This is a genomic window from Enterobacter sp. CPE_E890 (genome assembly GCF_046521475.1).
GTDB classification, from domain to species: Bacteria; Pseudomonadota; Gammaproteobacteria; order Enterobacterales; family Enterobacteriaceae; genus Enterobacter; species Enterobacter adelaidei.
The window spans coordinates 4,524,915-4,548,526 of sequence record NZ_JBKFZW010000001.1 but is presented as its reverse complement, the minus strand read 5'-3'; the positions used below and the strand labels follow the sequence as shown (position 1 = coordinate 4,548,526).

Genomic DNA, 23,612 nt, shown 5'->3' with positions numbered 1-23,612 from the left:
TTAGAGGATAAGCCATGCCACGTTCTCTCAAGAAAGGTCCTTTTATTGACCTGCACTTGCTGAAGAAGGTAGAGAAAGCGGTGGAAAGCGGAGACAAGAAGCCCCTGCGCACTTGGTCCCGTCGTTCAACGATCTTTCCTAACATGATCGGTTTGACCATCGCTGTCCATAATGGTCGTCAGCACGTTCCAGTCTTTGTTACCGACGAAATGGTTGGTCACAAACTGGGTGAATTCGCACCGACTCGTACTTATCGCGGCCACGCTGCTGATAAAAAAGCGAAGAAGAAATAAGGTAGGAGGAAGAGATGGAAACTTTAGCTCAACATCGCCATGCTCGTTCTTCTGCACAGAAGGTTCGCCTTGTTGCTGACCTGATTCGCGGTAAGAAAGTGTCGCAGGCCCTGGACATCCTGACCTATACCAACAAGAAAGCTGCGGTATTGGTCAAGAAAGTACTGGAATCTGCCATTGCTAACGCTGAACACAACGATGGCGCTGACATCGACGATCTGAAAGTCGCGAAAATTTTCGTAGATGAAGGCCCAAGCATGAAGCGCATTATGCCGCGTGCGAAAGGTCGTGCAGATCGCATCCTGAAGCGCACCAGCCACATTACTGTGGTTGTGTCCGATCGCTGAGACTCTGGAGACTAGCAATGGGTCAGAAAGTACATCCTAATGGTATTCGCCTGGGTATTGTAAAACCATGGAACTCTACCTGGTTTGCGAACACCAAAGAATTCGCTGACAACCTGGACAGCGATTTTAAAGTACGTCAGTACCTGACTAAGGAACTGGCTAAAGCGTCTGTATCTCGTATCGTTATCGAGCGTCCAGCTAAGAGCATCCGTGTGACTATCCACACTGCTCGTCCTGGCATCGTTATCGGTAAGAAAGGCGAAGACGTAGAAAAACTGCGCAAGGTCGTAGCGGATATCGCTGGCGTTCCTGCACAGATCAATATCGCTGAAGTTCGTAAGCCTGAACTGGACGCTAAATTGGTTGCTGACAGCATCACTTCACAGCTGGAACGTCGTGTTATGTTCCGTCGTGCTATGAAGCGTGCTGTACAGAACGCAATGCGTCTGGGCGCTAAAGGTATCAAAGTTGAAGTTAGCGGCCGTCTGGGCGGCGCGGAAATCGCACGTACCGAATGGTACCGTGAAGGTCGCGTACCGCTGCACACTCTGCGTGCTGACATCGACTACAACACCTCTGAAGCGCACACCACTTACGGTGTAATCGGCGTTAAGGTATGGATCTTCAAAGGTGAGATCCTGGGTGGTATGGCTGCTGTTGAACAACCGGAAAAACCGGCTGCTCAACCTAAAAAGCAGCAGCGTAAAGGCCGTAAATAAGGAGCGTCGCTGATGTTACAACCAAAGCGTACAAAATTCCGTAAAGTGCACAAAGGCCGCAACCGTGGTCTGGCGCAGGGTACGGATGTTAGCTTCGGCACTTTCGGTCTGAAAGCTGTTGGCCGTGGTCGTCTGACTGCACGTCAGATCGAAGCAGCACGTCGTGCAATGACCCGTGCAGTTAAGCGTCAAGGTAAAATTTGGATCCGTGTATTCCCGGACAAACCAATTACCGAGAAGCCGCTGGAAGTTCGTATGGGTAAAGGTAAAGGTAACGTGGAGTACTGGGTTGCCTTGATCCAACCGGGCAAAGTCCTGTATGAAATGGACGGTGTTCCGGAAGAGCTGGCCCGTGAAGCCTTCGGCCTGGCAGCAGCGAAACTGCCTATCAAAACCACCTTTGTAACTAAGACGGTGATGTAATGAAAGCAAAAGAGCTGCGTGAAAAAAGCGTTGAAGAGCTGAACGCTGAGCTGCTGAACCTGCTGCGTGAGCAGTTCAACCTGCGTATGCAGGCTGCAAGTGGCCAGCTGCAACAGACTCACCTGCTGAAGCAAGTGCGTCGCAATGTTGCACGCGTTAAGACTTTACTGACTCAGAAGGCGGGTGCGTAATGACCGATAAAATCCGTACTCTGCAAGGTCGTGTTGTTAGCGACAAAATGGAGAAATCCATTGTTGTAGCTATCGAACGTATTGTGAAACACCCGATCTACGGTAAATTCATCAAGCGTACGACCAAACTGCACGTACATGACGAGAACAACGAATGTGGTATCGGCGACAAGGTTGAAATCCGTGAATGCCGTCCACTGTCCAAGACTAAGTCCTGGACGCTGGTTCGCGTTGTAGAGAAAGCGGTTCTGTAATACAGTACGCATTCTCGATACGAATAAACGGCTCAGCGATGAGCCGTTTATTTTTTCTACCCATATTGCAGAAGCGGTGTTATAATGCCGCGCCCTCGATATGGGGCTTTTTAACGGCTCTGATTTTAGAGTCTCAGGTAGTAGTTGACATTAGCGGAGCACTAAAATGATCCAAGAACAGACTATGCTGAACGTCGCCGACAACTCCGGTGCACGTCGCGTAATGTGTATCAAGGTTCTGGGTGGCTCGCACCGTCGCTACGCAGGCGTAGGCGACATCATCAAGATCACCATCAAGGAAGCAATTCCACGTGGTAAGGTCAAAAAAGGTGATGTGCTGAAGGCGGTAGTGGTGCGCACCAAGAAGGGTGTTCGTCGCCCTGACGGTTCTGTCATTCGCTTCGATGGTAATGCATGCGTTATTTTAAACAATAACAGCGAGCAGCCTATCGGCACGCGTATCTTTGGGCCGGTAACTCGTGAACTTCGTACTGAGAAGTTCATGAAAATTATCTCTCTGGCACCAGAAGTACTCTAAGGAGCGAATCATGGCAGCGAAAATCCGTCGTGATGACGAAGTTATCGTGTTAACCGGTAAAGATAAAGGTAAACGCGGTAAAGTAAAAAATGTTCTGTCTTCCGGCAAACTCGTCGTTGAAGGTATCAACCTGGTTAAGAAACATCAGAAGCCGGTTCCGGCCCTGAACCAACCAGGCGGCATCGTTGAAAAAGAAGCTGCTATTCAGGTTTCTAACGTTGCAATCTTCAATGCGGCTACCGGCAAGGCTGACCGTGTAGGCTTTAGATTCGAAGACGGTAAAAAAGTCCGTTTCTTCAAGTCTAACAGCGAAACTATCAAGTAATTTGGAGTAGTACGATGGCGAAACTGCATGATTACTACAAAGACGAAGTAGTTAAAAAACTCATGACTGAGTTTAACTACAATTCTGTCATGCAAGTCCCTCGGGTCGAGAAGATCACCCTGAACATGGGTGTTGGTGAAGCGATCGCTGACAAGAAACTGCTGGATAACGCAGCAGCTGACCTGACAGCAATCTCCGGTCAAAAACCGCTGATCACCAAAGCACGCAAATCTGTTGCAGGCTTCAAAATCCGTCAGGGCTATCCGATCGGCTGTAAAGTAACTCTGCGTGGCGAACGCATGTGGGAGTTCTTTGAGCGCCTGATCACTATTGCTGTTCCACGTATCCGTGACTTCCGTGGCTTGTCCGCTAAGTCTTTCGACGGTCGTGGTAACTACAGCATGGGTGTCCGTGAGCAGATCATCTTCCCAGAAATCGACTACGATAAAGTCGACCGCGTGCGTGGTTTGGATATTACCATTACCACTACTGCGAAATCTGACGAAGAAGGCCGTGCTCTGCTGGCTGCCTTTGACTTCCCGTTCCGCAAGTAAGGTAGGGTTACTGAATGGCTAAGCAATCAATGAAAGCACGCGAAGTAAAGCGCGTAGCTTTAGCTGATAAATTCTTCGCTAAACGCGCTGAACTGAAAGCGATCATTTCTGATGTGAACGCTTCCGACGAAGATCGTTGGAATGCGGTTCTCAAGCTGCAGTCTCTGCCGCGTGATTCCAGCCCGTCTCGTCAGCGTAACCGCTGTCGTCAAACAGGTCGTCCACATGGTTATGTGGGCAAGTTTGGGTTGAGCCGTATCAAACTGCGTGAAGCCGCCATGCGCGGTGAAGTACCAGGCTTGAAAAAGGCTAGCTGGTAATTACCAATTGAATCACGGGAGTAAAGACAGATGAGCATGCAAGATCCGATCGCGGATATGCTGACCCGTATCCGTAACGGTCAGGCCGCGAACAAAGTTGCGGTCACCATGCCTTCCGCCAAGCTGAAAGTGGCAATTGCCAACGTGCTGAAGGAAGAAGGTTTTATCGAAGATTTTAAAGTTGAAGGCGACACCAAGCCGGAACTGGAACTTACTCTCAAGTATTTCCAGGGTAAAGCTGTTGTAGAAAGCATTCAGCGTGTCAGCCGCCCAGGCCTGCGCATCTATAAGAAAAAAGATGAGCTGCCAAAAGTTATGGCTGGTCTTGGTATCGCAGTTGTTTCTACCTCTAAAGGTGTTATGACTGATCGTGCAGCGCGCCAGGCTGGTCTTGGTGGCGAAATTATCTGCTACGTAGCCTAATCGGAGGAAAGAATGTCTCGTGTTGCTAAAGCACCGGTCGTTATTCCTGCCGGCGTTGATGTAAAAATCGACGGTCAGGTTATTACGATCAAAGGTAAAAACGGCGAGCTGACTCGTACCCTCAACAAAGCTGTTGAAGTTAAACATGCAGATAACGCTCTGACCTTCGGTCCACGTGATGGTTTCGTGGATGGATGGGCTCAGGCTGGTACCGCGCGTGCCCTGCTGAACTCAATGGTTGTTGGTGTTACCGAAGGCTTCACTAAAAAGCTTCAGCTGGTTGGTGTAGGTTATCGTGCAGCTATCAAAGGGAATGCAGTAGGCCTGTCTCTGGGCTTCTCACACCCTGTTGAGCATCCGCTGCCGGCCGGTATCACTGCAGAATGTCCGACTCAAACTGAAATCGTGCTGAAAGGCGCTGATAAACAGCTGATCGGTCAGGTTGCAGCAGATCTGCGCGCCTACCGTCGTCCTGAGCCTTACAAAGGCAAGGGTGTTCGTTACGCCGACGAAGTCGTGCGTACCAAAGAGGCTAAGAAGAAGTAAGGTAACACTATGGATAAGAAATCTGCTCGTATCCGTCGTGCGACCCGCGCACGCCGCAAGCTCAAAGAGCTGGGTGCAACTCGCCTGGTGGTACATCGTACCCCGCGTCATATTTACGCACAGGTAATTGCACCGAACGGTTCTGAAGTTCTGGTAGCTGCTTCTACTGTAGAAAAAGCTATTGCAGAACAATTGAAGTACACCGGTAACAAAGACGCCGCTGCAGCTGTAGGTAAAGCTGTTGCTGAACGCGCTCTGGAAAAAGGCATCAGCAATGTTTCCTTTGACCGTTCCGGGTTCCAATATCATGGTCGTGTCCAGGCACTGGCAGATGCTGCCCGTGAAGCTGGCCTTCAGTTCTAAGGTAGAGGTGTAAGATGGCTCACATCGAAAAACAGGCTGGCGAACTGCAGGAAAAGCTGATCGCGGTAAACCGCGTATCTAAAACCGTTAAAGGTGGTCGTATTTTCTCCTTCACAGCTCTGACTGTAGTGGGTGATGGTAATGGTCGCGTTGGTTTTGGTTACGGTAAAGCGCGTGAAGTTCCAGCAGCGATCCAGAAAGCGATGGAAAAAGCCCGTCGCAACATGATTAACGTCGCGCTGAACAACGGCACCCTGCAGCACCCAGTTAAAGGTGTTCACACGGGGTCTCGTGTATTCATGCAGCCAGCTTCAGAAGGTACCGGTATCATCGCCGGTGGTGCAATGCGCGCCGTTCTGGAAGTTGCTGGGGTTCATAACGTACTGGCTAAAGCATATGGTTCCACCAACCCGATCAACGTGGTTCGTGCAACTATTGATGGCCTGGAAAATATGAATTCTCCAGAAATGGTCGCTGCCAAGCGTGGTAAATCCGTTGAAGAAATTCTGGGGTAATTGACCATGGCAAAGACTATTAAAATCACTCAAACCCGCAGTGCAATCGGTCGTCTGCCGAAACACAAGGCAACGCTGCTTGGCCTGGGTCTGCGTCGTATTGGTCATACCGTTGAGCGCGAGGATACTCCTGCTGTTCGCGGTATGGTCAACGCGGTTTACTTCATGGTTAAAGTTGAGGAGTAAGAGATGCGTTTAAATACTCTGTCTCCGGCCGAAGGCTCTAAAAAGGCGGGTAAACGCCTGGGTCGTGGTATCGGTTCTGGCCTCGGCAAAACCGGTGGTCGTGGTCACAAAGGTCAGAACTCTCGTTCTGGCGGTGGCGTACGTCGCGGTTTCGAGGGTGGCCAGATGCCACTGTACCGTCGTCTGCCGAAGTTCGGCTTCACCTCTCGCAAAGCAGCGATCACAGCGGAAATCCGTCTGTCTGACCTGGCGAAAGTTGAAGGCGGCGTTGTAGACCTGAACACGCTGAAAGCAGCAAACATTATCGGTATCCAGATCGAGTTCGCGAAAGTGATCCTGGCTGGTGAAGTTTCTACTCCGGTAACTGTTCGTGGCCTGCGTGTTACTAAAGGTGCTCGTGCTGCTATCGAAGCTGCTGGCGGTAAAATTGAGGAATAAGTAGCAGATGGCTAAGCAACCGGGATTAGATTTTCAAAGTGCCAAAGGTGGATTTGGCGAGCTGAAACGCAGATTGCTGTTTGTTATCGGCGCGCTGATTGTGTTCCGTATTGGCTCTTTTATTCCGATCCCTGGTATCGATGCCGCTGTACTTGCCAAACTGCTTGAGCAACAGCGAGGCACCATCATTGAAATGTTCAACATGTTCTCTGGTGGTGCTCTCAGCCGTGCTTCTATCTTCGCTCTGGGTATTATGCCGTACATTTCGGCATCTATTATTATCCAGCTGCTGACGGTCGTTCATCCGGCCCTGGCAGAGTTGAAGAAAGAAGGGGAGTCTGGACGTCGTAAGATTAGTCAGTACACCCGTTACGGTACTCTGGTGCTGGCAATATTCCAGTCGATCGGTATTGCTACCGGTCTTCCGAATATGCCTGGTATGCAGGGCCTGGTATTAAACCCAGGCTTTGCATTCTATTTCACCGCTGTTGTTAGTCTGGTCACAGGGACAATGTTCCTGATGTGGCTCGGCGAACAGATTACTGAACGTGGTATCGGTAACGGTATCTCAATCATTATCTTCGCCGGTATTGTTGCGGGCCTCCCGCCAGCCATCGCCCATACTATTGAGCAAGCGCGTCAAGGCGACCTGCACTTCCTCCTGTTGCTGTTGGTTGCAGTATTAGTATTTGCAGTGACGTTCTTTGTTGTCTTCGTTGAACGTGGTCAACGCCGCATTGTGGTGAACTACGCTAAACGTCAGCAAGGTCGTCGTGTCTATGCTGCACAGAGCACACATTTACCGCTGAAAGTGAATATGGCAGGGGTAATCCCGGCGATCTTCGCTTCCAGTATTATTCTGTTCCCGGCGACCATCGCGTCATGGTTCGGGGGCGGGACTGGTTGGAACTGGCTGACAACAATTTCGCTGTATTTGCAGCCTGGGCAACCACTTTATGTGTTACTCTATGCGTCTGCGATCATCTTCTTCTGTTTCTTCTACACGGCGTTGGTCTTCAACCCGCGTGAAACAGCAGATAACCTGAAGAAGTCCGGTGCATTTGTACCAGGAATTCGTCCGGGAGAGCAAACGGCGAAGTATATCGATAAGGTAATGACCCGCCTGACTTTGGTTGGTGCGCTTTATATTACTTTTATCTGCCTGATCCCGGAGTTCATGCGTGATGCAATGAAAGTACCGTTCTACTTCGGTGGAACCTCACTGCTTATCGTTGTTGTCGTGATTATGGACTTTATGGCTCAAGTGCAAACTCTGATGATGTCCAGTCAGTATGAGTCTGCATTGAAGAAGGCGAACCTGAAAGGCTACGGCCGCTAATTGGTCGCCTGAGAAGTTACGGAGAGTAAAAATGAAAGTTCGTGCTTCCGTCAAGAAATTATGCCGTAACTGCAAAATCGTTAAGCGTGATGGTGTCATCCGTGTGATTTGCAGTGCCGAGCCGAAGCATAAACAGCGCCAAGGCTGATTATTTCGCATATTTTTCTTGCAAAGTTGGGTTGAGCTGGCTAGATTAGCCAGCCAATCTTTTGTATGTCTGTACGTTTCCATTTGAGTATCCTGAAAACGGGCTTTTCAGCATGGTGCGTACATATTAAATAGTAGGAGTGCATAGTGGCCCGTATAGCAGGCATTAACATTCCTGATCAGAAACATGCTGTGATCGCATTAACTTCGATCTACGGCGTCGGCAAGACCCGTTCTAAAGCCATTCTGGCTGCAGCGGGTATCGCTGAAGATGTTAAGATCAGTGAGCTGTCTGAAGAACAAATCGACACGCTGCGTGACGAAGTTGCCAAATTTGTCGTTGAAGGTGATCTGCGCCGTGAAATCAGCATGAGCATCAAGCGCCTGATGGATCTTGGTTGCTATCGCGGTTTGCGTCATCGTCGTGGTCTGCCAGTGCGCGGTCAGCGTACTAAGACCAACGCACGTACCCGTAAGGGTCCGCGCAAACCGATCAAGAAATAATCGGGGTGATTGAATAATGGCAAAGGCACCAGTTCGTGCACGTAAACGTGTAAGAAAACAAGTCTCTGACGGCGTGGCTCATATCCATGCTTCTTTCAACAACACCATCGTTACTATTACTGATCGTCAGGGTAACGCATTGGGTTGGGCAACAGCCGGTGGTTCCGGTTTCCGTGGTTCTCGCAAATCCACTCCGTTCGCAGCTCAGGTTGCAGCAGAGCGTTGCGCTGAAGCCGTAAAAGAATACGGCATCAAGAATCTGGAAGTTATGGTTAAAGGTCCGGGTCCGGGTCGTGAATCTACTGTTCGCGCTCTGAACGCCGCTGGTTTCCGCATCACGAATATTACTGATGTGACTCCGATCCCTCATAACGGTTGTCGTCCGCCGAAAAAACGTCGCGTATAACGCTCGTTTTTTAGGTTAGTTGGAGATAGAAAATGGCAAGATATTTGGGTCCTAAGCTCAAGCTGAGCCGTCGTGAGGGCACCGACTTATTCCTTAAGTCTGGCGTTCGCGCGATCGATACCAAGTGTAAAATTGAACAAGCTCCTGGCCAGCACGGTGCGCGTAAACCGCGTCTGTCTGACTATGGTGTGCAGTTGCGTGAAAAGCAAAAAGTTCGCCGTATGTACGGTGTGCTGGAGCGTCAGTTCCGTAACTACTATAAAGAAGCAGCACGTCTGAAAGGCAACACGGGTGAAAACCTGCTGGCTCTGCTGGAAGGTCGTCTGGACAACGTTGTATACCGTATGGGCTTCGGCGCTACTCGTGCTGAATCACGTCAGCTGGTTAGCCACAAAGCAATCATGGTAAACGGTCGTGTTGTTAACATCGCTTCTTATCAGGTTAAAGCGAATGACGTTGTTAGCATTCGTGAGAAAGCGAAAAAGCAATCTCGCGTGAAGGCCGCTCTGGAGCTGGCTGAGCAGCGTGAAAAGCCAACCTGGCTGGAAGTTGATGCTGGCAAGATGGAAGGTACGTTCAAGCGTCAGCCAGAACGTTCTGATCTGTCTGCGGACATTAACGAACACCTGATCGTCGAGCTTTACTCCAAGTAAAGCTTAGTACCAAAGAGAGGACACAATGCAGGGTTCTGTGACAGAGTTTCTAAAACCGCGCCTGGTAGATATCGAGCAAGTGAGTTCGACGCACGCCAAGGTGACCCTTGAGCCTTTAGAGCGTGGCTTTGGCCATACTCTGGGTAACGCACTGCGCCGTATTCTGCTCTCATCGATGCCGGGTTGCGCGGTGACCGAGGTTGAGATTGATGGTGTACTTCATGAGTACAGCACCAAAGAAGGCGTTCAGGAAGATATCCTTGAAATCCTGCTCAACCTGAAAGGGCTGGCGGTGAGAGTTCAGGGTAAAGATGAAGTTATTCTTACTCTGAATAAATCTGGCATTGGCCCTGTGACTGCAGCCGACATCACCCACGACGGTGATGTTGAAATCGTCAAGCCGCAGCACGTGATCTGCCACCTGACCGATGAGAACGCAGCGATTAGCATGCGTATCAAAGTTCAGCGCGGTCGTGGTTATGTGCCGGCTTCTGCCCGAATTCATTCGGAAGAAGATGAGCGCCCAATCGGCCGTCTGCTGGTCGACGCATGCTACAGCCCTGTAGAGCGTATTGCCTACAATGTTGAAGCAGCGCGTGTAGAACAGCGTACCGACCTGGACAAGCTGGTCATCGAAATGGAAACCAACGGCACAATCGATCCTGAAGAGGCGATTCGTCGTGCGGCAACCATCCTGGCAGAACAACTGGAAGCTTTCGTTGACTTACGTGATGTACGTCAGCCGGAAGTGAAAGAAGAGAAACCAGAATTCGATCCGATCCTGCTGCGCCCTGTTGACGATCTCGAATTGACTGTCCGCTCTGCTAACTGCCTCAAGGCAGAAGCTATCCACTATATCGGTGATCTGGTACAGCGTACCGAGGTTGAGTTGCTGAAAACGCCGAACCTGGGTAAAAAATCTCTTACTGAGATTAAAGACGTGCTGGCTTCACGTGGTTTGTCTCTGGGCATGCGCCTGGAAAACTGGCCACCAGCTAGTATTGCTGACGAGTAACCGGATCACAGGTTAAGGTTTTACTGAGAAGGATAAGGTCATGCGCCATCGTAAGAGTGGTCGTCAACTGAACCGCAACAGCAGCCATCGCCAGGCTATGTTCCGCAACATGGCAGGTTCACTGGTTCGTCATGAGATCATCAAGACGACCCTGCCTAAAGCGAAAGAGCTGCGTCGCGTAGTTGAGCCGCTGATTACTCTTGCCAAGACTGACAGCGTTGCTAATCGTCGTCTGGCATTCGCCCGTACTCGTGATAACGAGATCGTGGCAAAACTGTTTAACGAACTGGGCCCGCGTTTCGCGAGCCGTGCCGGTGGTTACACTCGCATTCTGAAGTGTGGCTTCCGTGCAGGCGACAACGCGCCGATGGCTTACATCGAGCTGGTTGATCGTTCAGAGAAAGCAGAAGCTGCTGCAGAGTAATCTGTAGTAACGTAAAAAAACCCGCCTCGGCGGGTTTTTTTATATCCGGTAGATCCCCAACTTCTCTAAAATGTCTGTATCAAATCTGTTCTTTCTCTGGAGCTGATAATGTGGTTGCTCGATCAGTGGGCAGAACGCCATATTCGCGATGCCCAAAAAAAAGGTGAATTTGATGATCTTCCAGGAAGTGGCGCTCCCCTTGTGCTGGAAGACGATTCGCACATCGCGCCAGAATTACGTGCAGGATACCGATTACTGAAAAATGCAGGTTGTCTTCCTCCTGAACTCGAACAGCGCAGGGAGGCGGTTGAGCTTGCTGATCTACTCAGAGGTATCCGTCAGGACGATCCTCGACATTCTGAACTTTCCCGTCGGCTCGCCCTGATTGAACTCAAGCTTCGCCAGGCTGGAATGAATACTGACTTTCTGCGCGGTGAATACGGCGAAAGATTGATGCATAAAATAAACGAGGAATAGTTATGTACCGTATCGGTGAACTTGCAAAGCTCGCGAACGTAACGCCGGATACCATCCGATACTATGAAAAGCAGCAGATGATTGATCATGAAGTACGCACTGAAGGCGGTTTTCGCCTTTATACCGATAACGATCTACAACGTCTGCGCTTTATTCGTTATGCGCGTCAGCTTGGTTTCACACTGGATTCGATCCGCGAGTTATTATCGATCCGTATTGATCCGGAACATCATACCTGCCAGGAGTCGAAGAGTATTGTTCAGGCCCGCCTGGATGAGGTTGAAGCGCGCATTCAGGAGTTGCAGACTATGCAGCGTTCTTTACAAAGGCTGAATGACGCCTGCTGTGGTACGGCGCACAGCAGTATCTATTGTTCAATTCTGGAAGCCCTTGAACAGGGGGCCAGTGGAGAAATGGAGGGCAGTTGATTTTTTGTCCGCCCGGGTCTAGACTTCCGTCGACATAAACCATGCTCAGGAGAAATGATGAGCCGCTATCAGCATACGAAGGGACAAATTAAAGATAACGCTATTGAAGCTTTACTACATGACCCGCTCTTCAGACAGCGCGTCGAGAAAAGTAAAAAAGGGAAAGGAAGTTATCTGCGTAAAGACAAGCATGCAAAACGGGGTAACTGGGAGGCCAGTGGCAAACAAGCGGATCGCTTTTTTACCACTGGCCTTCTTGCTTTTAGTTTCTGATCAAGAGCGATTATTCTGCTCTTTTAACAGATCGCGAATTTCTGCCAGCAATACTTCTTCTTTTGTTGGTGCTGGTGCTGGTGCTGCTGCAGGCTCTTCTTTTTTACGATTTAACTTGTTGATAAGCTTTATGGCCATAAAAATGGCAAACGCCACAATCACGAAGTCGAATATGTTCTGAATGAACACACCGTAATGCATTACGACCGCCGGGACATCGCCCTGCGCATCCCGGAGTGTGACGGCAAATTGTTTGAAATCAATGCCCCCGATTAATAACCCCAACGGTGGCATGATAATGTCGGCAACTAATGATGAGACGATCTTACCGAACGCCGCACCAATAATGACACCCACTGCCAAATCCACCACATTCCCGCGCATCGCAAATTCGCGAAACTCTTTAATAAAACTCATTATGCTCTCCTTGTGCCAGCTGACGATTATAAGTTTAACAAATGATTAGCTATTTGCCATTGGGGATAAATAATCGTTATGAAAAATAAAAGGCATGTTAAATAGAGGGATTATGTTCAGGTGCTCTTTGAGGAGCACCTGAATGATTACAGGAAGAATGGACTTGGCTGGAACAGGCGTTCGACATCGGTAATAAATTTTTTATCGGTAAGGAACATAATAACGTGGTCCCCTTGCTCGATACGTAAATTATCATTGGCAATCATGACATCATTCCCCCGTACTACGGCCCCGATAATTGTCCCCGGGGGAAGTTTAATCTCATCAATGGCGCGTCCCACAACGCGTGATGTGGTTTCATCACCATGAGCTACGGCTTCAATGGCTTCTGCCACACCGCGACGCAGAGATGAAACGCCGACAATATCCGCTTTGCGAACATGGCTCAGGAGGGCGGAAATGGTCGCTTGCTGTGGCGAAATGGCGATATCAATGACACTCCCCTGAACAAGGTCAACATAAGCCCGGCGCTGAATAAGCACCATCACCTTTTTTGCCCCCATTCGTTTGGCGAGCATGGCCGACATGATATTTGCTTCATCGTCGTTGGTGACGGCAATAAACAGATCAACCTGATCAATATGTTCTTCAGCCAGTAGTTCCTGATCCGACGCATCGCCATAAAATACGATCGTGTTCTGCAACTTTTCTGCCAGTTCAGAAGCTCGTTGCTGATCGCGTTCGATCAATTTCACGCTGTAATCTTTTTCCAGTCTACGCGCCAGGCCAGCACCGATATTGCCACCACCGACCAACATAATACGTTTATATGGCTTCTCGAGACGCTGAAGCTCACTCATTACTGCGCGAATATGCTGAGAGGCCGCAATAAAGAAGACCTCATCACCGGCTTCGACAATGGTGGAGCCTTGCGGACGAATCGGTCTGTCGTGACGGAAAATGGCTGCGACACGAGTATCAATGTGCGGCATATGCTCACGCATTGTGGAGAGCGCATTGCCGATTAATGGCCCACCGTAATAGGCCTTAACCACTGCAAGACTCACTTTACCTTCGGCAAAATTCACCACCTGCAGTGCGCCAGGATATTCGATCAGGCGATAGATATTGTCGATAACCAGTTGCTCTGGCGCGATGAGATGATCAATCGGGACCGCTTCGGAATTAAACAGTTTCTCTGCATCGCGGACATAGTCAGGAGAGCGGATGCGCGCGATTCGGTTTGGTGTGTTGAAAAGTGAGTAAGCCACCTGACAAGCAACCATATTGGTTTCGTCAGAGCTGGTTACAGCAACCAGCATGTCGGCATCATCGGCACCCGCTTCACGAAGGACCCGTGGATGCGAGCCGTGACCCTGCACAACACGAAGGTCAAACTTGTCCTGCAACACGCGCAGCCGATCGCCGTTGGTATCAACAATAGTGATGTCATTGTTTTCACCAACCAGGTTTTCCGCCAGCGTTCCACCAACCTGTCCTGCGCCCAGAATGATAATTTTCATATCTCGTGACCTGTTCTCAACATCACTCTTTGATTAGCTTAGCGTAAAAGAAACCATCACCCTCTTCTGCACCTGGCAGGTTCTGCTGACCGGGGCGTTCAGGCGTCCCCGTATCTCTTAATGCAGCGTCTGGAGTTCGTTTAAGGAAGGCCGCGATTTGCTGACTGTTTTCTTCCGGCAGTACGGAACAGGTTGCATAGACCAGCGTTCCGCCTGGTTTAAGATGCGGCCAAATGGCGTCAAGAATGTCGGATTGCAGCTGGGCAAGTTCCTTAATATCACGGTCACGACGCAGCCACTTAATATCCGGATGACGGCGAATAACACCGGTTGCCGAGCAGGGGGCGTCCAGCAAAATCCGATCAAATTTCGTCTCGCCACACCATTCTGCGGGTTTGCGTCCATCACCTTGTTTAACCTGCGCCTTCATACCCAGACGTTTAAGATTGTCGTAGACGCGTGAAAGACGTTGTTCATCAACGTCCACTGCCAATACGCTGGCCTGAGGCGCAACTTCCAGAATATGCGTGGTTTTGCCGCCTGGCGCGGCGCAGAGATCGAGGATCTGCTCTCCATTTTGTGGTTCAAGCCAGGTCATGCAACCCTGGGCAGAGGCATCCTGTACAGTTACCCAGCCTTCGTCAAAACCGGGTAATGCATGCACCGGTGCAGGCGATGCTAAACGTACGGCATCAGGATAGGCGTCATGTGTGAAGCCGTTCATTCCAGCCTCTTCAAGCAAGGCCAGCCAGGCATCGCGAGAATGATGATTACGATTCACGCGCAACCACATTGGTGGGCGCTGGTTATTGGCTTCGGCAATGTCCTGCCACTGCTGCGGATAAGCTTTTTTCAGGCGATTAAGAAGCCATTCCGGGTGCAGGAAACGTGTTTCACTTTGAGCAAACTCAGTAAGAAGCTCTTCCTGCTGTCGCTGGAACTGACGCAGTACTCCGTTGATCAGACCTTTCAGTTGGGGACGTTTGATCGCAACAGCACCTTCCACTGTCTCAGCCAGAGCGGCATGAGGTGGAATACGGGTATGAAGAAGCTGATAGAAACCTACCATAATCAAATAATGTACGGTACGTTGCTTGCCGGTCATTGGCCGCGACATCAACTTATTGATCAACCACTCAAGCTGAGAGAGTGTGCGCAGGACGCCAAAGCAGAGCTCCTGAAGCAGGGCTTTGTCTTTATCAGAGACTTTTTGTTGCAGCGGAGGCAGGACGTTACTCAAAGACTGGCCCTGCTCGATAACCTGCTCAACGGCCTGGGCCGCCATACTGCGTAGATTTTGTTTTTTCATAACCGTAAAAATAAAAATGCCCGGAAACTCCGGGCCTTAAGAATAAATTTGTTCAGGCAAGGCGATTGCCTGGGATAAACCATTCGCGACGGGAATTTAACAGATCCTGAGCACTCATGGCTTTCTTACCGGCCGGTTGCAGCGCTTCAAGATTCAAGATCCCTTGGGCGGTCGCTACCTGGATACCGTTCTTGCTGACATCAATAATCGTACCGGGTTCAGCCGTGGTATTGCCGCTAATGACCGAGGCTTTCCAGACTTTCACTGGCTGCTCATCGATCTCCATCCAGCTCATTGGCCATGGATTAAACGCACGAATGCAGCGTTCGAGTTGAGCAGCTGACAGGGACCAGTCGATCCGCGCTTCTTCTTTGCTTAGCTTTTCGGCATAGGTAACAAGCGATTCATCCTGAACTTCAGGTTGCGCCGTATTATCCGCAAGCTGTTGCAGCGTCTCGATGAGACCCTGAGGGCCAAGGTCCGCCAGCTTGTCGTACAGCGTTGCGCTGGTGTCTTCCGCGGTAATCGGGCAGGCGAGTTTATAGAGCATGTCGCCAGTGTCTAAACCTACGTCCATCTTCATGATAGTGACGCCAGTCTCTGCATCACCTGCCCATAAAGAACGCTGGATAGGCGCGGCGCCACGCCAGCGAGGCAGCAGAGAACCGTGCACATTTACACAGCCCAGGCGAGGCATATCAAGCACAGCTTTTGGCAGAATTAAACCGTAAGCCACTACCACCATCACGTCGGCATTCAGGTCAGCAACAAGTTGCTGATTTTCCGGTGAACGCAGGGAGGCTGGCTGGAATACCGGTAATCCATGCTCTTCTGCCAGCACTTTTACCGGGCTTGGCATCAACTTTTTGCCGCGGCCAGCCGGACGATCTGGTTGAGTAAATACACCCACAATCTGGTGATCAGAAGACAACAGCGCGTCAAGATGACGCGCTGCAAAATCAGGTGTTCCTGCAAAGATAATACGTAGCGATTTAGACACGTTATTCCTTGTATCCCGGGATGTTATGCACGAGAACGCATACGATCCAGTTTCTCTACTTTCTGGCGAATACGCTGCTGTTTCAGCGGTGAGAGGTAATCGATAAACAGTTTACCGACCAGGTGATCCATCTCATGCTGAATACAAATCGCCAGCAGGTCGTCTGCTTCCAGCTCGAACGGATTACCGTCACGATCCAGAGCGCGAATTTTCACTTTTTCGGCACGCGGCACTAAAGCGCGCTGTTCCGGAATGGAAAGACAGCCTTCCTCAATACCGGTTTCGCCACTTTTCTCAAGCAACTCAGGATTGATCAGCACCAGACGACCATCGCGATTTTCAGAAACGTCGATCACGATAATGCGCTTGTGAATGTCCACCTGAGTCGCCGCAAGGCCAATGCCTTCTTCGGCGTACATGGTATCGAACATATCATCTACGATACGCTGAATTTCTGCATTCACTTCTTTAACCGGTTCAGCGACGATGCGAAGGCGCTCGTCCGGAATATGTAACACTTGCAAAACTGCCATAAATTTCCAGAGTCGTGTTCAGGAGTTGATAACAATAATACCTCTATTCTAGACAAATCCCCCATTGATTGACAGCATCAGTGACCAATCGCAATGATTGCGGAGGCCGCTTATGGCAGGGGAAAGGATGACATCTACCGAGATATGGTTACGGTTAATACATACAGGGTCTCTTTGTGGTGATGCAATGCTGGACGCCGTCGCACGGCTACAGAATCAGAAAAGCATAGATGTTCCTGTTCTCAGAAACGCCGGGCTGACAGCAAAGCAAGCTGAAAGGTTCTTTGCTCCAGATGAAAATGAGCTGGAACGCAGCCTGATGTGGCTTGAGCAGCCGGACAATCAATTATTAACGGCACATGATCCGCTTTATCCCCCCTTGCTTCGAACTATTCCTGATTATCCGGGGGCGTTATTTGTAAAAGGCAACCCTGAGGCGCTTAACACTATCCAGTTGGCTGTTGTAGGTAGCCGCGCACCGTCATGGTACGGAGAGCGATGGGGGAAAATTCTGTGCGAGCAGCTTTCTCAAAGCGGGTTCACGATCACCAGCGGGCTGGCCTGTGGTATTGATGGCGTTGCCCACAACGCTGCGCTGTCAGTAAAAGGTCGTAGTGTAGCCGTGTTGGGGAACGGTCTTTTTAGCATTTATCCCCGTCGGCATCAGGCTTTGGCTATACGTCTCATCGAATCTGGCGGTGCGATAGTGTCTGAGTTCCCCCTTTCGGCGCAGCCCAGACCAGCAAACTTTCCGCGTCGTAATCGAATTATCAGCGGGCTTAGCAGAGGCGTACTGGTCGTTGAAGCGGCGCGGAGAAGCGGTTCACTGGTCACAGCTCGATGCGCGCTCGAACAGGGGCGAGAAGTCTTCGCCCTGCCTGGTCCGATAGGCAATCCCGGATGCGAGGGGCCCCACTGGCTGATTAAGCAAGGGGCAACACCGGTAACGGAAGTAGGGGACATTCTTGAAAATTTGCAATATGGGTTGCAATGGCTGCAGGAAGATCCCGAAAAGCGACAATATTCATCAGATCAGGGAAAGGTGGCATTGCCATTTCCCAAGCTCCTGGCTAACGTAGGAGATGAGGTAACACCTGTTGACGTTGTCGCTGAACGTGCCGGCCAACCTGTGCCAGTAACGGTAGCACAGCTACTCGAACTGGAGTTAGCAGGGTGGATCGCAGCTGTACCCGGCGGCTATGTCCGATTAAGGAGGGCATGCCATGTTCGACGTACTGATGTATTTGTTTGAGACTTACATCCATAACGAAGCAGAAATGCGAGTGGATCAGGACAAATTGACACAGGATCTTACCGATGCGGGGTTTGAGCGGGAAGATATCTATAATGCGTTGATGTGGCTGGAAAAGTTAGCTGATTATCAGGAAGGCCTAGCCGAACCTATGCAGCTTGCTTCTGACCCATTGTCTGTACGCATCTATACCGCTGAAGAGTGTGAAAGGCTGGACGCCAGCTGCCGGGGATTCATTTTATTCCTTGAGCAGATTCAGGTGCTAAACCTCGAAACGAGAGAAATGGTGATAGAGCGCGTCATGGCGCTGGATACAGCAGAATTTGAACTGGAAGACCTCAAATGGGTGATCCTGATGGTTCTGTTTAATATTCCAGGCTGTGAAAATGCCTATCAGCAGATGGAAGAATTACTCTTTGAAGTGAATGAAGGTATGCTGCATTAATTCAATATGCAGCACCAAGAGTTGTTATGGCCAAATCAGCACTATTCACGGTGCATAAAAATGAGCCCTGTCCGCAGTGCGGGGCTGAACTTGTTATTCGGTCCGGGAAACACGGCCCGTTTCTCGGTTGTTCACAGTATCCGGAATGTGATTATGTCCGTCCCCTGAAAAGCCAGGCGGACGGACATATCGTTAAAATTCTGGAGGGGCAGCTTTGCCCTCTCTGCGGCGGTGAGTTAGCGCTGCGTCAGGGGCGTTTCGGCATGTTCATTGGATGTAGCCGTTACCCTGAATGCGAACATACAGAACAAATTGATAAACCGGATGAAACGGCTATTGCTTGTCCTCAATGCCAGCGTGGGCAACTGGTACAGCGTCGTTCTCGTTTTGGTAAGACCTTCCATTCTTGCGATCGCTATCCTGAATGCCAGTTCGTTATCAATTTCAAACCGGTAGCGGGCGTCTGCACTCATTGCAATTATCCGCTACTTATTGAGAAGAAAACGGCGCAAGGTATGAAACGCTTTTGCGCCAGTAAACAATGTGGAAAGCCGGTTTCGGCGGATCAAAATAGTGAATAATAACCTGCCATCAGGCTCCATTGCGCATGCGGTGGATGTCCTGAAAAATGAAGAAGTCATCGCCTATCCAACTGAAGCTGTCTTTGGGGTCGGTTGCGATCCTGACAGCGAGACGGCCGTTGGCCGATTACTGGCACTCAAACAGAGGCCCGTCGAAAAAGGGCTGATTTTAATCGCTGCCAATTATGAACAACTAAAGCCTTATATTGATGATTCCATGTTAACACCGGCTCAGCGGGAGACTGTCTTCTCCGCGTGGCCAGGGCCTGTGACCTTTGTTTTTCCGGCGCAACCTTCGACACCGCACTGGTTAACCGGAAAGTTTGATTCCCTCGCCGTCCGCGTCACCGACCATCCGCTGGTGGTGGAACTGTGCCTGGCGTTTGGCAAACCACTGGTCTCAACCAGTGCCAACCTGACCGGGCTGCCTCCGTGCCGAACAACTGAAGAAGTACTGGCGCAGTTCGGGAGCGATTTCCCGGTAGCATTGGGTGAAACGGGTGGTCGACTGAATCCGTCGGAAATCCGCGACGCTTTGACCGGCGAACGTTTTCGCCAGGGGTAATATGATGGAAGCTTATGCTGTTTTTGGTAATCCGATAGCGCACAGTAAGTCACCCTGGATCCATCAGCAGTTTGCTGACCAGCTCCAGATAGTTCATCCCTATGGCCGCGTGCTGGCACCTGTTGACGCATTTGTTCCGACCCTGAATGCTTTTTTCGACGCGGGCGGTAAAGGTGCAAATGTGACGGTACCTTTCAAAGAAGAAGCTTTTGAACGCGCAGATGAACTGACTGAACGTGCTTCTCTTGCCGGTGCCGTGAATACGCTAAAACGGCTTGAGGATGGGCGGTTACTTGGCGATAACACGGATGGTATCGGGTTGCTTAGCGACCTGGAAAGACTGTCATTTATTAAACCGGGTTTTCGAATTCTACTGATAGGTGCGGGCGGGGCTTCTCGTGGCGTACTGCTTCCTCTCTTATCTTTTGATTGTGCTGTGACAATTACCAACCGCACGTTTTCCAGAGCAGAAGCGTTAGCGGGGTTGTTCGCACATACCGGCAGTGTAAGCGCAGTTGCGCTTGATGATCTGGCGGGTCACGAGTTCGATCTGATCATTAATGCCACCTCTAGCGGTATTGGTGGCGAAGTTCCGGCGATCCCTTCTGCACTGGTGAGTCACCACATCTATTTCTACGACATGTTTTATCAGAAAGGGAAGACACCTTTCCTGAACTGGTGTGAGCAACACGGCGCGAAGCATCTGGCGGATGGACTGGGTATGCTGGTGGGGCAGGCGGCACATGCGGTGCTGCTCTGGCACGGAGTGTTACCTGCGGTCGAACCGGTGATTGAAAAGCTGAAGCAGGAATTGACTGAGTGAACCAGGCAATTCATTTTCCTGATAGAGAAGTCTGGGATGAGAGCAAACAGGCTGTCTGCTTTCCGGTGCTGGTGCACGGGATGCAATTGACCTGTGCGATCGGCGGAGAAACGCTGCTGAGTCGCTTTGGCGGTTCTCATCCACTAGACGTATTTTGTGAGAATCGCTGGGATCTCGAAGAGGAAGCCAGCGATTTGATCCGCGATCAGCAGGAAGACTATCAGGGCTGGGTCTGGTTGTCCTGAGCCAAATACTCATCTTTCCATTTCACATAGTTATTCGCTGAGTATCTCAACCCTTCTATTTCCGCCTCTTTTAAGGGGCGGATCTGTTTCACCGGGCTACCTAAATAGAGATAACCGCTTTCCAGATGTTTGTTTTGCGGGACAAGACTTCCAGCGCCAATCATTACATCATCTTCTACTATCACACCATCCAGCAAAATCGAGCCCATCCCCACAAGCACCCGATTACCGATAGTGCAGCCGTGAAGCATCACTTTATGGCCGATAGTGACATCCTCTCCAATGATGAGCGGATTGCCCTCAGGGTTGTATGAGGATTTGTGTGTGACGTGCAGAACGCTACCATCCTGAATATTGGTACGGGCACCAATCGACACATAGTTGACATCCCCCCTGATGGCGACAAGTGGCCAAATACTGACATCAGCGGCTATTCGCACATCACCAATGACCACGCTGCTGGCATCGATCATCACGCGATCGCCTTTTTTGGGGAACAGATCTTTATAGGGACGTAATACTGAGGGCATATCTACCTCTATGGATGAGCGCTATATAGAAGACTTTGATCATAATATTGGATCGAGGCAAGGTAAAATGCGTCAATATTTAAGCAGATCGGGTGGGTTTTCAGCGAAAAGCGCGGAAAATCGTCAGTCGGAAAAAAAGATCCAAAAAGTACTTGTGCTAAAAAATGGGATCCCTATAATGCGCCTCCATCGACACGGCGGATGTGAATCACTTCACAAACAACCCGGTCGGTTGAAGAGAAAAAATCCTGAAATAACGGGTTGACTCTGAAAGAGGAAAGCGTAATATACGCCACCTCGCAACGGTGAGCTGAAAGCCGCGTTGCAACTGCTCTTTAACAATTTATCAGACAATCTGTGTGGGCACTCAAAGTGACATGGATTCTTAATGTCTTCGGACACTAAATGAATACCAAGTCTCAACGAGTGAACACGTAATTCATTACGAAGTTTAATTCATTGAGCATCAAACTTTTAAATTGAAGAGTTTGATCATGGCTCAGATTGAACGCTGGCGGCAGGCCTAACACATGCAAGTCGAGCGGTAGCACAGAGAGCTTGCTCTCGGGTGACGAGCGGCGGACGGGTGAGTAATGTCTGGGAAACTGCCTGATGGAGGGGGATAACTACTGGAAACGGTAGCTAATACCGCATAATGTCGCAAGACCAAAGAGGGGGACCTTCGGGCCTCTTGCCATCAGATGTGCCCAGATGGGATTAGCTAGTAGGTGGGGTAATGGCTCACCTAGGCGACGATCCCTAGCTGGTCTGAGAGGATGACCAGCCACACTGGAACTGAGACACGGTCCAGACTCCTACGGGAGGCAGCAGTGGGGAATATTGCACAATGGGCGCAAGCCTGATGCAGCCATGCCGCGTGTATGAAGAAGGCCTTCGGGTTGTAAAGTACTTTCAGTGAGGAGGAAGGTGTTGAGGTTAATAACCTCAGCAATTGACGTTACTCGCAGAAGAAGCACCGGCTAACTCCGTGCCAGCAGCCGCGGTAATACGGAGGGTGCAAGCGTTAATCGGAATTACTGGGCGTAAAGCGCACGCAGGCGGTCTGTCAAGTCGGATGTGAAATCCCCGGGCTCAACTTGGGAACTGCATTCGAAACTGGCAGGCTAGAGTCTTGTAGAGGGGGGTAGAATTCCAGGTGTAGCGGTGAAATGCGTAGAGATCTGGAGGAATACCGGTGGCGAAGGCGGCCCCCTGGACAAAGACTGACGCTCAGGTGCGAAAGCGTGGGGAGCAAACAGGATTAGATACCCTGGTAGTCCACGCCGTAAACGATGTCGATTTGGAGGTTGTTCCCTTGAGGAGTGGCTTCCGGAGCTAACGCGTTAAATCGACCGCCTGGGGAGTACGGCCGCAAGGTTAAAACTCAAATGAATTGACGGGGGCCCGCACAAGCGGTGGAGCATGTGGTTTAATTCGATGCAACGCGAAGAACCTTACCTACTCTTGACATCCAGAGAACTTAGCAGAGATGCTTTGGTGCCTTCGGGAACTCTGAGACAGGTGCTGCATGGCTGTCGTCAGCTCGTGTTGTGAAATGTTGGGTTAAGTCCCGCAACGAGCGCAACCCTTATCCTTTGTTGCCAGCGGTCCGGCCGGGAACTCAAAGGAGACTGCCAGTGATAAACTGGAGGAAGGTGGGGATGACGTCAAGTCATCATGGCCCTTACGAGTAGGGCTACACACGTGCTACAATGGCGCATACAAAGAGAAGCGACCTCGCGAGAGCAAGCGGACCTCATAAAGTGCGTCGTAGTCCGGATTGGAGTCTGCAACTCGACTCCATGAAGTCGGAATCGCTAGTAATCGTAGATCAGAATGCTACGGTGAATACGTTCCCGGGCCTTGTACACACCGCCCGTCACACCATGGGAGTGGGTTGCAAAAGAAGTAGGTAGCTTAACCTTCGGGAGGGCGCTTACCACTTTGTGATTCATGACTGGGGTGAAGTCGTAACAAGGTAACCGTAGGGGAACCTGCGGTTGGATCACCTCCTTACCTTAAAGAACCTGCCTTTGTAGTGCTCACACAGATTGTCTGATGAAAAGTAAATAGCAAGGCGTCTTGCGATTGAGACTTATACGTCCCCTTCGTCTAGAGGCCCAGGACACCGCCCTTTCACGGCGGTAACAGGGGTTCGAATCCCCTAGGGGACGCCACTTGCTGGTTCGTGAGTGAAAGTCACCTGCCGTCATATCTCAAAACTGACTTGCGAGTCATGTTTGAGATATTTGCTCTTTAAAAATCTGGATCAAGCTGAAAATTGAAAC

At 50.4% G+C, this 23,612-nt stretch carries 38 protein-coding genes, 1 tRNA gene and 1 rRNA gene; 34 read left to right on the top strand and 6 right to left on the bottom strand.

The window, feature by feature from the left end:
- The first annotated feature begins 14 nt into the window (after positions 1-14).
- The 26 genes from rpsS (at position 15) to ACLHV9_RS22400 (ending at position 12,101) form a co-directional block, all read left to right on the top strand.
- Positions 15-293: a 30S ribosomal protein S19 gene (gene rpsS / locus ACLHV9_RS22525; RefSeq protein ID WP_001138117.1), complete on the top strand. Its 279-nt coding sequence runs from the start codon at positions 15-17 to the stop codon at positions 291-293.
- A gap of 14 nt (positions 294-307) precedes the next feature.
- The gene (rplV, locus tag ACLHV9_RS22520; protein ID WP_002919773.1) at positions 308-640 is read left to right on the top strand and encodes a 50S ribosomal protein L22; all 333 of its coding nucleotides are present in this window, start codon (positions 308-310) and stop codon (positions 638-640) included.
- 17 nt (positions 641-657) lie between these two features.
- Entirely contained in the window at positions 658-1,359 is a 702-nt protein-coding gene (rpsC, locus tag ACLHV9_RS22515; RefSeq protein WP_000529945.1) for a 30S ribosomal protein S3, read from the top strand.
- A 12-nt stretch (positions 1,360-1,371) separates the two neighbouring features.
- Positions 1,372-1,782: a 50S ribosomal protein L16 gene (gene rplP, locus ACLHV9_RS22510; RefSeq protein ID WP_002919759.1), complete on the top strand. Its 411-nt coding sequence runs from the start codon at positions 1,372-1,374 to the stop codon at positions 1,780-1,782.
- Positions 1,782-1,973 (top strand): 50S ribosomal protein L29, encoded by a 192-nt coding sequence (gene rpmC, locus ACLHV9_RS22505; protein WP_003863282.1) that lies wholly within the window; start codon positions 1,782-1,784, stop codon positions 1,971-1,973. The genes rplP and rpmC overlap by 1 nt, the downstream gene beginning before the upstream one ends.
- Positions 1,973-2,227, top strand: a complete 255-nt coding sequence (gene rpsQ, locus ACLHV9_RS22500) for a 30S ribosomal protein S17 (RefSeq protein ID WP_008503489.1) — start codon at positions 1,973-1,975, stop codon at positions 2,225-2,227. The genes rpmC and rpsQ overlap by 1 nt, the downstream gene beginning before the upstream one ends.
- A gap of 166 nt (positions 2,228-2,393) precedes the next feature.
- Positions 2,394-2,765, top strand: a complete 372-nt coding sequence (rplN, locus tag ACLHV9_RS22495; RefSeq protein ID WP_002919748.1) for a 50S ribosomal protein L14 — start codon at positions 2,394-2,396, stop codon at positions 2,763-2,765.
- 10 nt (positions 2,766-2,775) lie between these two features.
- Positions 2,776-3,090, top strand: a complete 315-nt coding sequence (gene rplX / locus ACLHV9_RS22490; protein ID WP_003863287.1) for a 50S ribosomal protein L24 — start codon at positions 2,776-2,778, stop codon at positions 3,088-3,090.
- Positions 3,091-3,104: 14 nt separating this feature from the next.
- Positions 3,105-3,644, top strand: coding sequence for a 50S ribosomal protein L5 (gene rplE, locus ACLHV9_RS22485; protein ID WP_001096202.1), 540 nt, complete (start codon positions 3,105-3,107; stop codon positions 3,642-3,644).
- A gap of 14 nt (positions 3,645-3,658) precedes the next feature.
- Positions 3,659-3,964 (top strand): 30S ribosomal protein S14, encoded by a 306-nt coding sequence (rpsN, locus tag ACLHV9_RS22480; RefSeq protein ID WP_003863291.1) that lies wholly within the window; start codon positions 3,659-3,661, stop codon positions 3,962-3,964.
- A gap of 30 nt (positions 3,965-3,994) precedes the next feature.
- Entirely contained in the window at positions 3,995-4,387 is a 393-nt protein-coding gene (gene rpsH / locus ACLHV9_RS22475; RefSeq protein ID WP_006178918.1) for a 30S ribosomal protein S8, read from the top strand.
- A 12-nt stretch (positions 4,388-4,399) separates the two neighbouring features.
- Positions 4,400-4,933, top strand: a complete 534-nt coding sequence (gene rplF / locus ACLHV9_RS22470) for a 50S ribosomal protein L6 (RefSeq protein ID WP_003863296.1) — start codon at positions 4,400-4,402, stop codon at positions 4,931-4,933.
- Positions 4,934-4,942: 9 nt separating this feature from the next.
- Positions 4,943-5,296 (top strand): 50S ribosomal protein L18, encoded by a 354-nt coding sequence (gene rplR / locus ACLHV9_RS22465; RefSeq protein WP_013099023.1) that lies wholly within the window; start codon positions 4,943-4,945, stop codon positions 5,294-5,296.
- 14 nt (positions 5,297-5,310) lie between these two features.
- Positions 5,311-5,811 (top strand): 30S ribosomal protein S5, encoded by a 501-nt coding sequence (gene rpsE, locus ACLHV9_RS22460; RefSeq protein ID WP_003863299.1) that lies wholly within the window; start codon positions 5,311-5,313, stop codon positions 5,809-5,811.
- 6 nt (positions 5,812-5,817) lie between these two features.
- Complete coding sequence (gene rpmD / locus ACLHV9_RS22455) at positions 5,818-5,997, top strand: 50S ribosomal protein L30 (protein WP_003863301.1); 180 nt, start codon at positions 5,818-5,820, stop codon at positions 5,995-5,997.
- A gap of 3 nt (positions 5,998-6,000) precedes the next feature.
- Positions 6,001-6,435, top strand: coding sequence for a 50S ribosomal protein L15 (gene rplO, locus ACLHV9_RS22450; protein WP_003863304.1), 435 nt, complete (start codon positions 6,001-6,003; stop codon positions 6,433-6,435).
- A 7-nt stretch (positions 6,436-6,442) separates the two neighbouring features.
- Complete coding sequence (gene secY / locus ACLHV9_RS22445) at positions 6,443-7,774, top strand: preprotein translocase subunit SecY (protein ID WP_003863305.1); 1,332 nt, start codon at positions 6,443-6,445, stop codon at positions 7,772-7,774.
- A 31-nt stretch (positions 7,775-7,805) separates the two neighbouring features.
- Complete coding sequence (gene rpmJ, locus ACLHV9_RS22440; protein ID WP_000868187.1) at positions 7,806-7,922, top strand: 50S ribosomal protein L36; 117 nt, start codon at positions 7,806-7,808, stop codon at positions 7,920-7,922.
- Between the two features lie 146 nt (positions 7,923-8,068).
- Positions 8,069-8,425, top strand: a complete 357-nt coding sequence (gene rpsM / locus ACLHV9_RS22435) for a 30S ribosomal protein S13 (protein WP_003863308.1) — start codon at positions 8,069-8,071, stop codon at positions 8,423-8,425.
- Positions 8,426-8,441: 16 nt separating this feature from the next.
- Entirely contained in the window at positions 8,442-8,831 is a 390-nt protein-coding gene (rpsK, locus tag ACLHV9_RS22430; RefSeq protein ID WP_003863312.1) for a 30S ribosomal protein S11, read from the top strand.
- A gap of 32 nt (positions 8,832-8,863) precedes the next feature.
- Entirely contained in the window at positions 8,864-9,484 is a 621-nt protein-coding gene (rpsD, locus tag ACLHV9_RS22425) for a 30S ribosomal protein S4 (RefSeq protein ID WP_004868345.1), read from the top strand.
- Positions 9,485-9,509: 25 nt separating this feature from the next.
- On the top strand, positions 9,510-10,499 hold the full coding sequence (locus tag ACLHV9_RS22420) for a DNA-directed RNA polymerase subunit alpha (protein ID WP_002919219.1): 990 nt from the start codon (positions 9,510-9,512) through the stop codon (positions 10,497-10,499).
- Positions 10,500-10,539: 40 nt separating this feature from the next.
- Entirely contained in the window at positions 10,540-10,923 is a 384-nt protein-coding gene (rplQ, locus tag ACLHV9_RS22415) for a 50S ribosomal protein L17 (RefSeq protein WP_001216368.1), read from the top strand.
- Between the two features lie 108 nt (positions 10,924-11,031).
- Positions 11,032-11,400: a DUF1992 domain-containing protein gene (locus tag ACLHV9_RS22410; protein WP_049006555.1), complete on the top strand. Its 369-nt coding sequence runs from the start codon at positions 11,032-11,034 to the stop codon at positions 11,398-11,400.
- A gap of 2 nt (positions 11,401-11,402) precedes the next feature.
- Entirely contained in the window at positions 11,403-11,828 is a 426-nt protein-coding gene (zntR, locus tag ACLHV9_RS22405) for a Zn(2+)-responsive transcriptional regulator (protein ID WP_028018489.1), read from the top strand.
- 57 nt (positions 11,829-11,885) lie between these two features.
- Entirely contained in the window at positions 11,886-12,101 is a 216-nt protein-coding gene (locus ACLHV9_RS22400) for an alternative ribosome-rescue factor A (protein WP_028018488.1), read from the top strand.
- On the opposite strand, the gene mscL is transcribed toward ACLHV9_RS22400, so the two are convergent.
- The 5 genes from mscL to def all read right to left on the bottom strand — a co-directional run bounded on the left by mscL (position 12,102) and on the right by def (position 16,883).
- Positions 12,102-12,518, bottom strand: coding sequence for a large-conductance mechanosensitive channel protein MscL (gene mscL, locus ACLHV9_RS22395; RefSeq protein ID WP_407221082.1), 417 nt, complete (start codon positions 12,516-12,518; stop codon positions 12,102-12,104).
- A 146-nt stretch (positions 12,519-12,664) separates the two neighbouring features.
- Complete coding sequence (trkA, locus tag ACLHV9_RS22390; protein WP_013099016.1) at positions 12,665-14,041, bottom strand: Trk system potassium transporter TrkA; 1,377 nt, start codon at positions 14,039-14,041, stop codon at positions 12,665-12,667.
- Positions 14,042-14,063: 22 nt separating this feature from the next.
- Complete coding sequence (gene rsmB / locus ACLHV9_RS22385; protein WP_407221081.1) at positions 14,064-15,350, bottom strand: 16S rRNA (cytosine(967)-C(5))-methyltransferase RsmB; 1,287 nt, start codon at positions 15,348-15,350, stop codon at positions 14,064-14,066.
- Positions 15,351-15,402: 52 nt separating this feature from the next.
- Entirely contained in the window at positions 15,403-16,350 is a 948-nt protein-coding gene (gene fmt / locus ACLHV9_RS22380; protein ID WP_128348920.1) for a methionyl-tRNA formyltransferase, read from the bottom strand.
- A gap of 23 nt (positions 16,351-16,373) precedes the next feature.
- Positions 16,374-16,883: a peptide deformylase gene (gene def, locus ACLHV9_RS22375; RefSeq protein WP_028018484.1), complete on the bottom strand. Its 510-nt coding sequence runs from the start codon at positions 16,881-16,883 to the stop codon at positions 16,374-16,376.
- A gap of 127 nt (positions 16,884-17,010) precedes the next feature.
- Between def and dprA the strand changes: the two genes are divergently transcribed.
- From dprA to ACLHV9_RS22345, 6 genes are read left to right on the top strand one after another with little or no spacing between them, the layout of a single operon-like run.
- Positions 17,011-18,135 (top strand): DNA-protecting protein DprA, encoded by a 1,125-nt coding sequence (dprA, locus tag ACLHV9_RS22370; RefSeq protein WP_134708765.1) that lies wholly within the window; start codon positions 17,011-17,013, stop codon positions 18,133-18,135.
- The gene (gene smg, locus ACLHV9_RS22365; RefSeq protein WP_008503477.1) at positions 18,107-18,580 is read left to right on the top strand and encodes a DUF494 family protein Smg; all 474 of its coding nucleotides are present in this window, start codon (positions 18,107-18,109) and stop codon (positions 18,578-18,580) included. The genes dprA and smg overlap by 29 nt, the downstream gene beginning before the upstream one ends.
- A gap of 26 nt (positions 18,581-18,606) precedes the next feature.
- The gene (locus tag ACLHV9_RS22360; protein ID WP_028018482.1) at positions 18,607-19,161 is read left to right on the top strand and encodes a type I DNA topoisomerase; all 555 of its coding nucleotides are present in this window, start codon (positions 18,607-18,609) and stop codon (positions 19,159-19,161) included.
- Entirely contained in the window at positions 19,154-19,726 is a 573-nt protein-coding gene (tsaC, locus tag ACLHV9_RS22355) for an L-threonylcarbamoyladenylate synthase type 1 TsaC (RefSeq protein ID WP_407221080.1), read from the top strand. The genes ACLHV9_RS22360 and tsaC overlap by 8 nt, the downstream gene beginning before the upstream one ends.
- A 4-nt stretch (positions 19,727-19,730) precedes the next feature.
- Positions 19,731-20,549 (top strand): shikimate dehydrogenase, encoded by an 819-nt coding sequence (aroE, locus tag ACLHV9_RS22350; RefSeq protein WP_028018480.1) that lies wholly within the window; start codon positions 19,731-19,733, stop codon positions 20,547-20,549.
- Positions 20,546-20,794, top strand: coding sequence for a DUF1488 domain-containing protein (locus tag ACLHV9_RS22345; protein WP_407221079.1), 249 nt, complete (start codon positions 20,546-20,548; stop codon positions 20,792-20,794). The genes aroE and ACLHV9_RS22345 overlap by 4 nt, the downstream gene beginning before the upstream one ends.
- On the opposite strand, the gene ACLHV9_RS22340 is transcribed toward ACLHV9_RS22345, so the two are convergent.
- Positions 20,770-21,324, bottom strand: coding sequence for a gamma carbonic anhydrase family protein (locus ACLHV9_RS22340; RefSeq protein WP_028018478.1), 555 nt, complete (start codon positions 21,322-21,324; stop codon positions 20,770-20,772). The genes ACLHV9_RS22345 and ACLHV9_RS22340 overlap by 25 nt on opposite strands.
- Positions 21,325-21,800: 476 nt before the next feature.
- On the opposite strand from ACLHV9_RS22340, the gene ACLHV9_RS22335 reads away from it, so the two are divergent.
- Positions 21,801-23,340: ribosomal RNA gene (locus tag ACLHV9_RS22335) — 16S ribosomal RNA — on the top strand.
- Between the two features lie 85 nt (positions 23,341-23,425).
- Positions 23,426-23,501: transfer RNA gene (locus tag ACLHV9_RS22330), tRNA-Glu, on the top strand.
- The last annotated feature ends 111 nt before the right edge of the window (positions 23,502-23,612 follow it).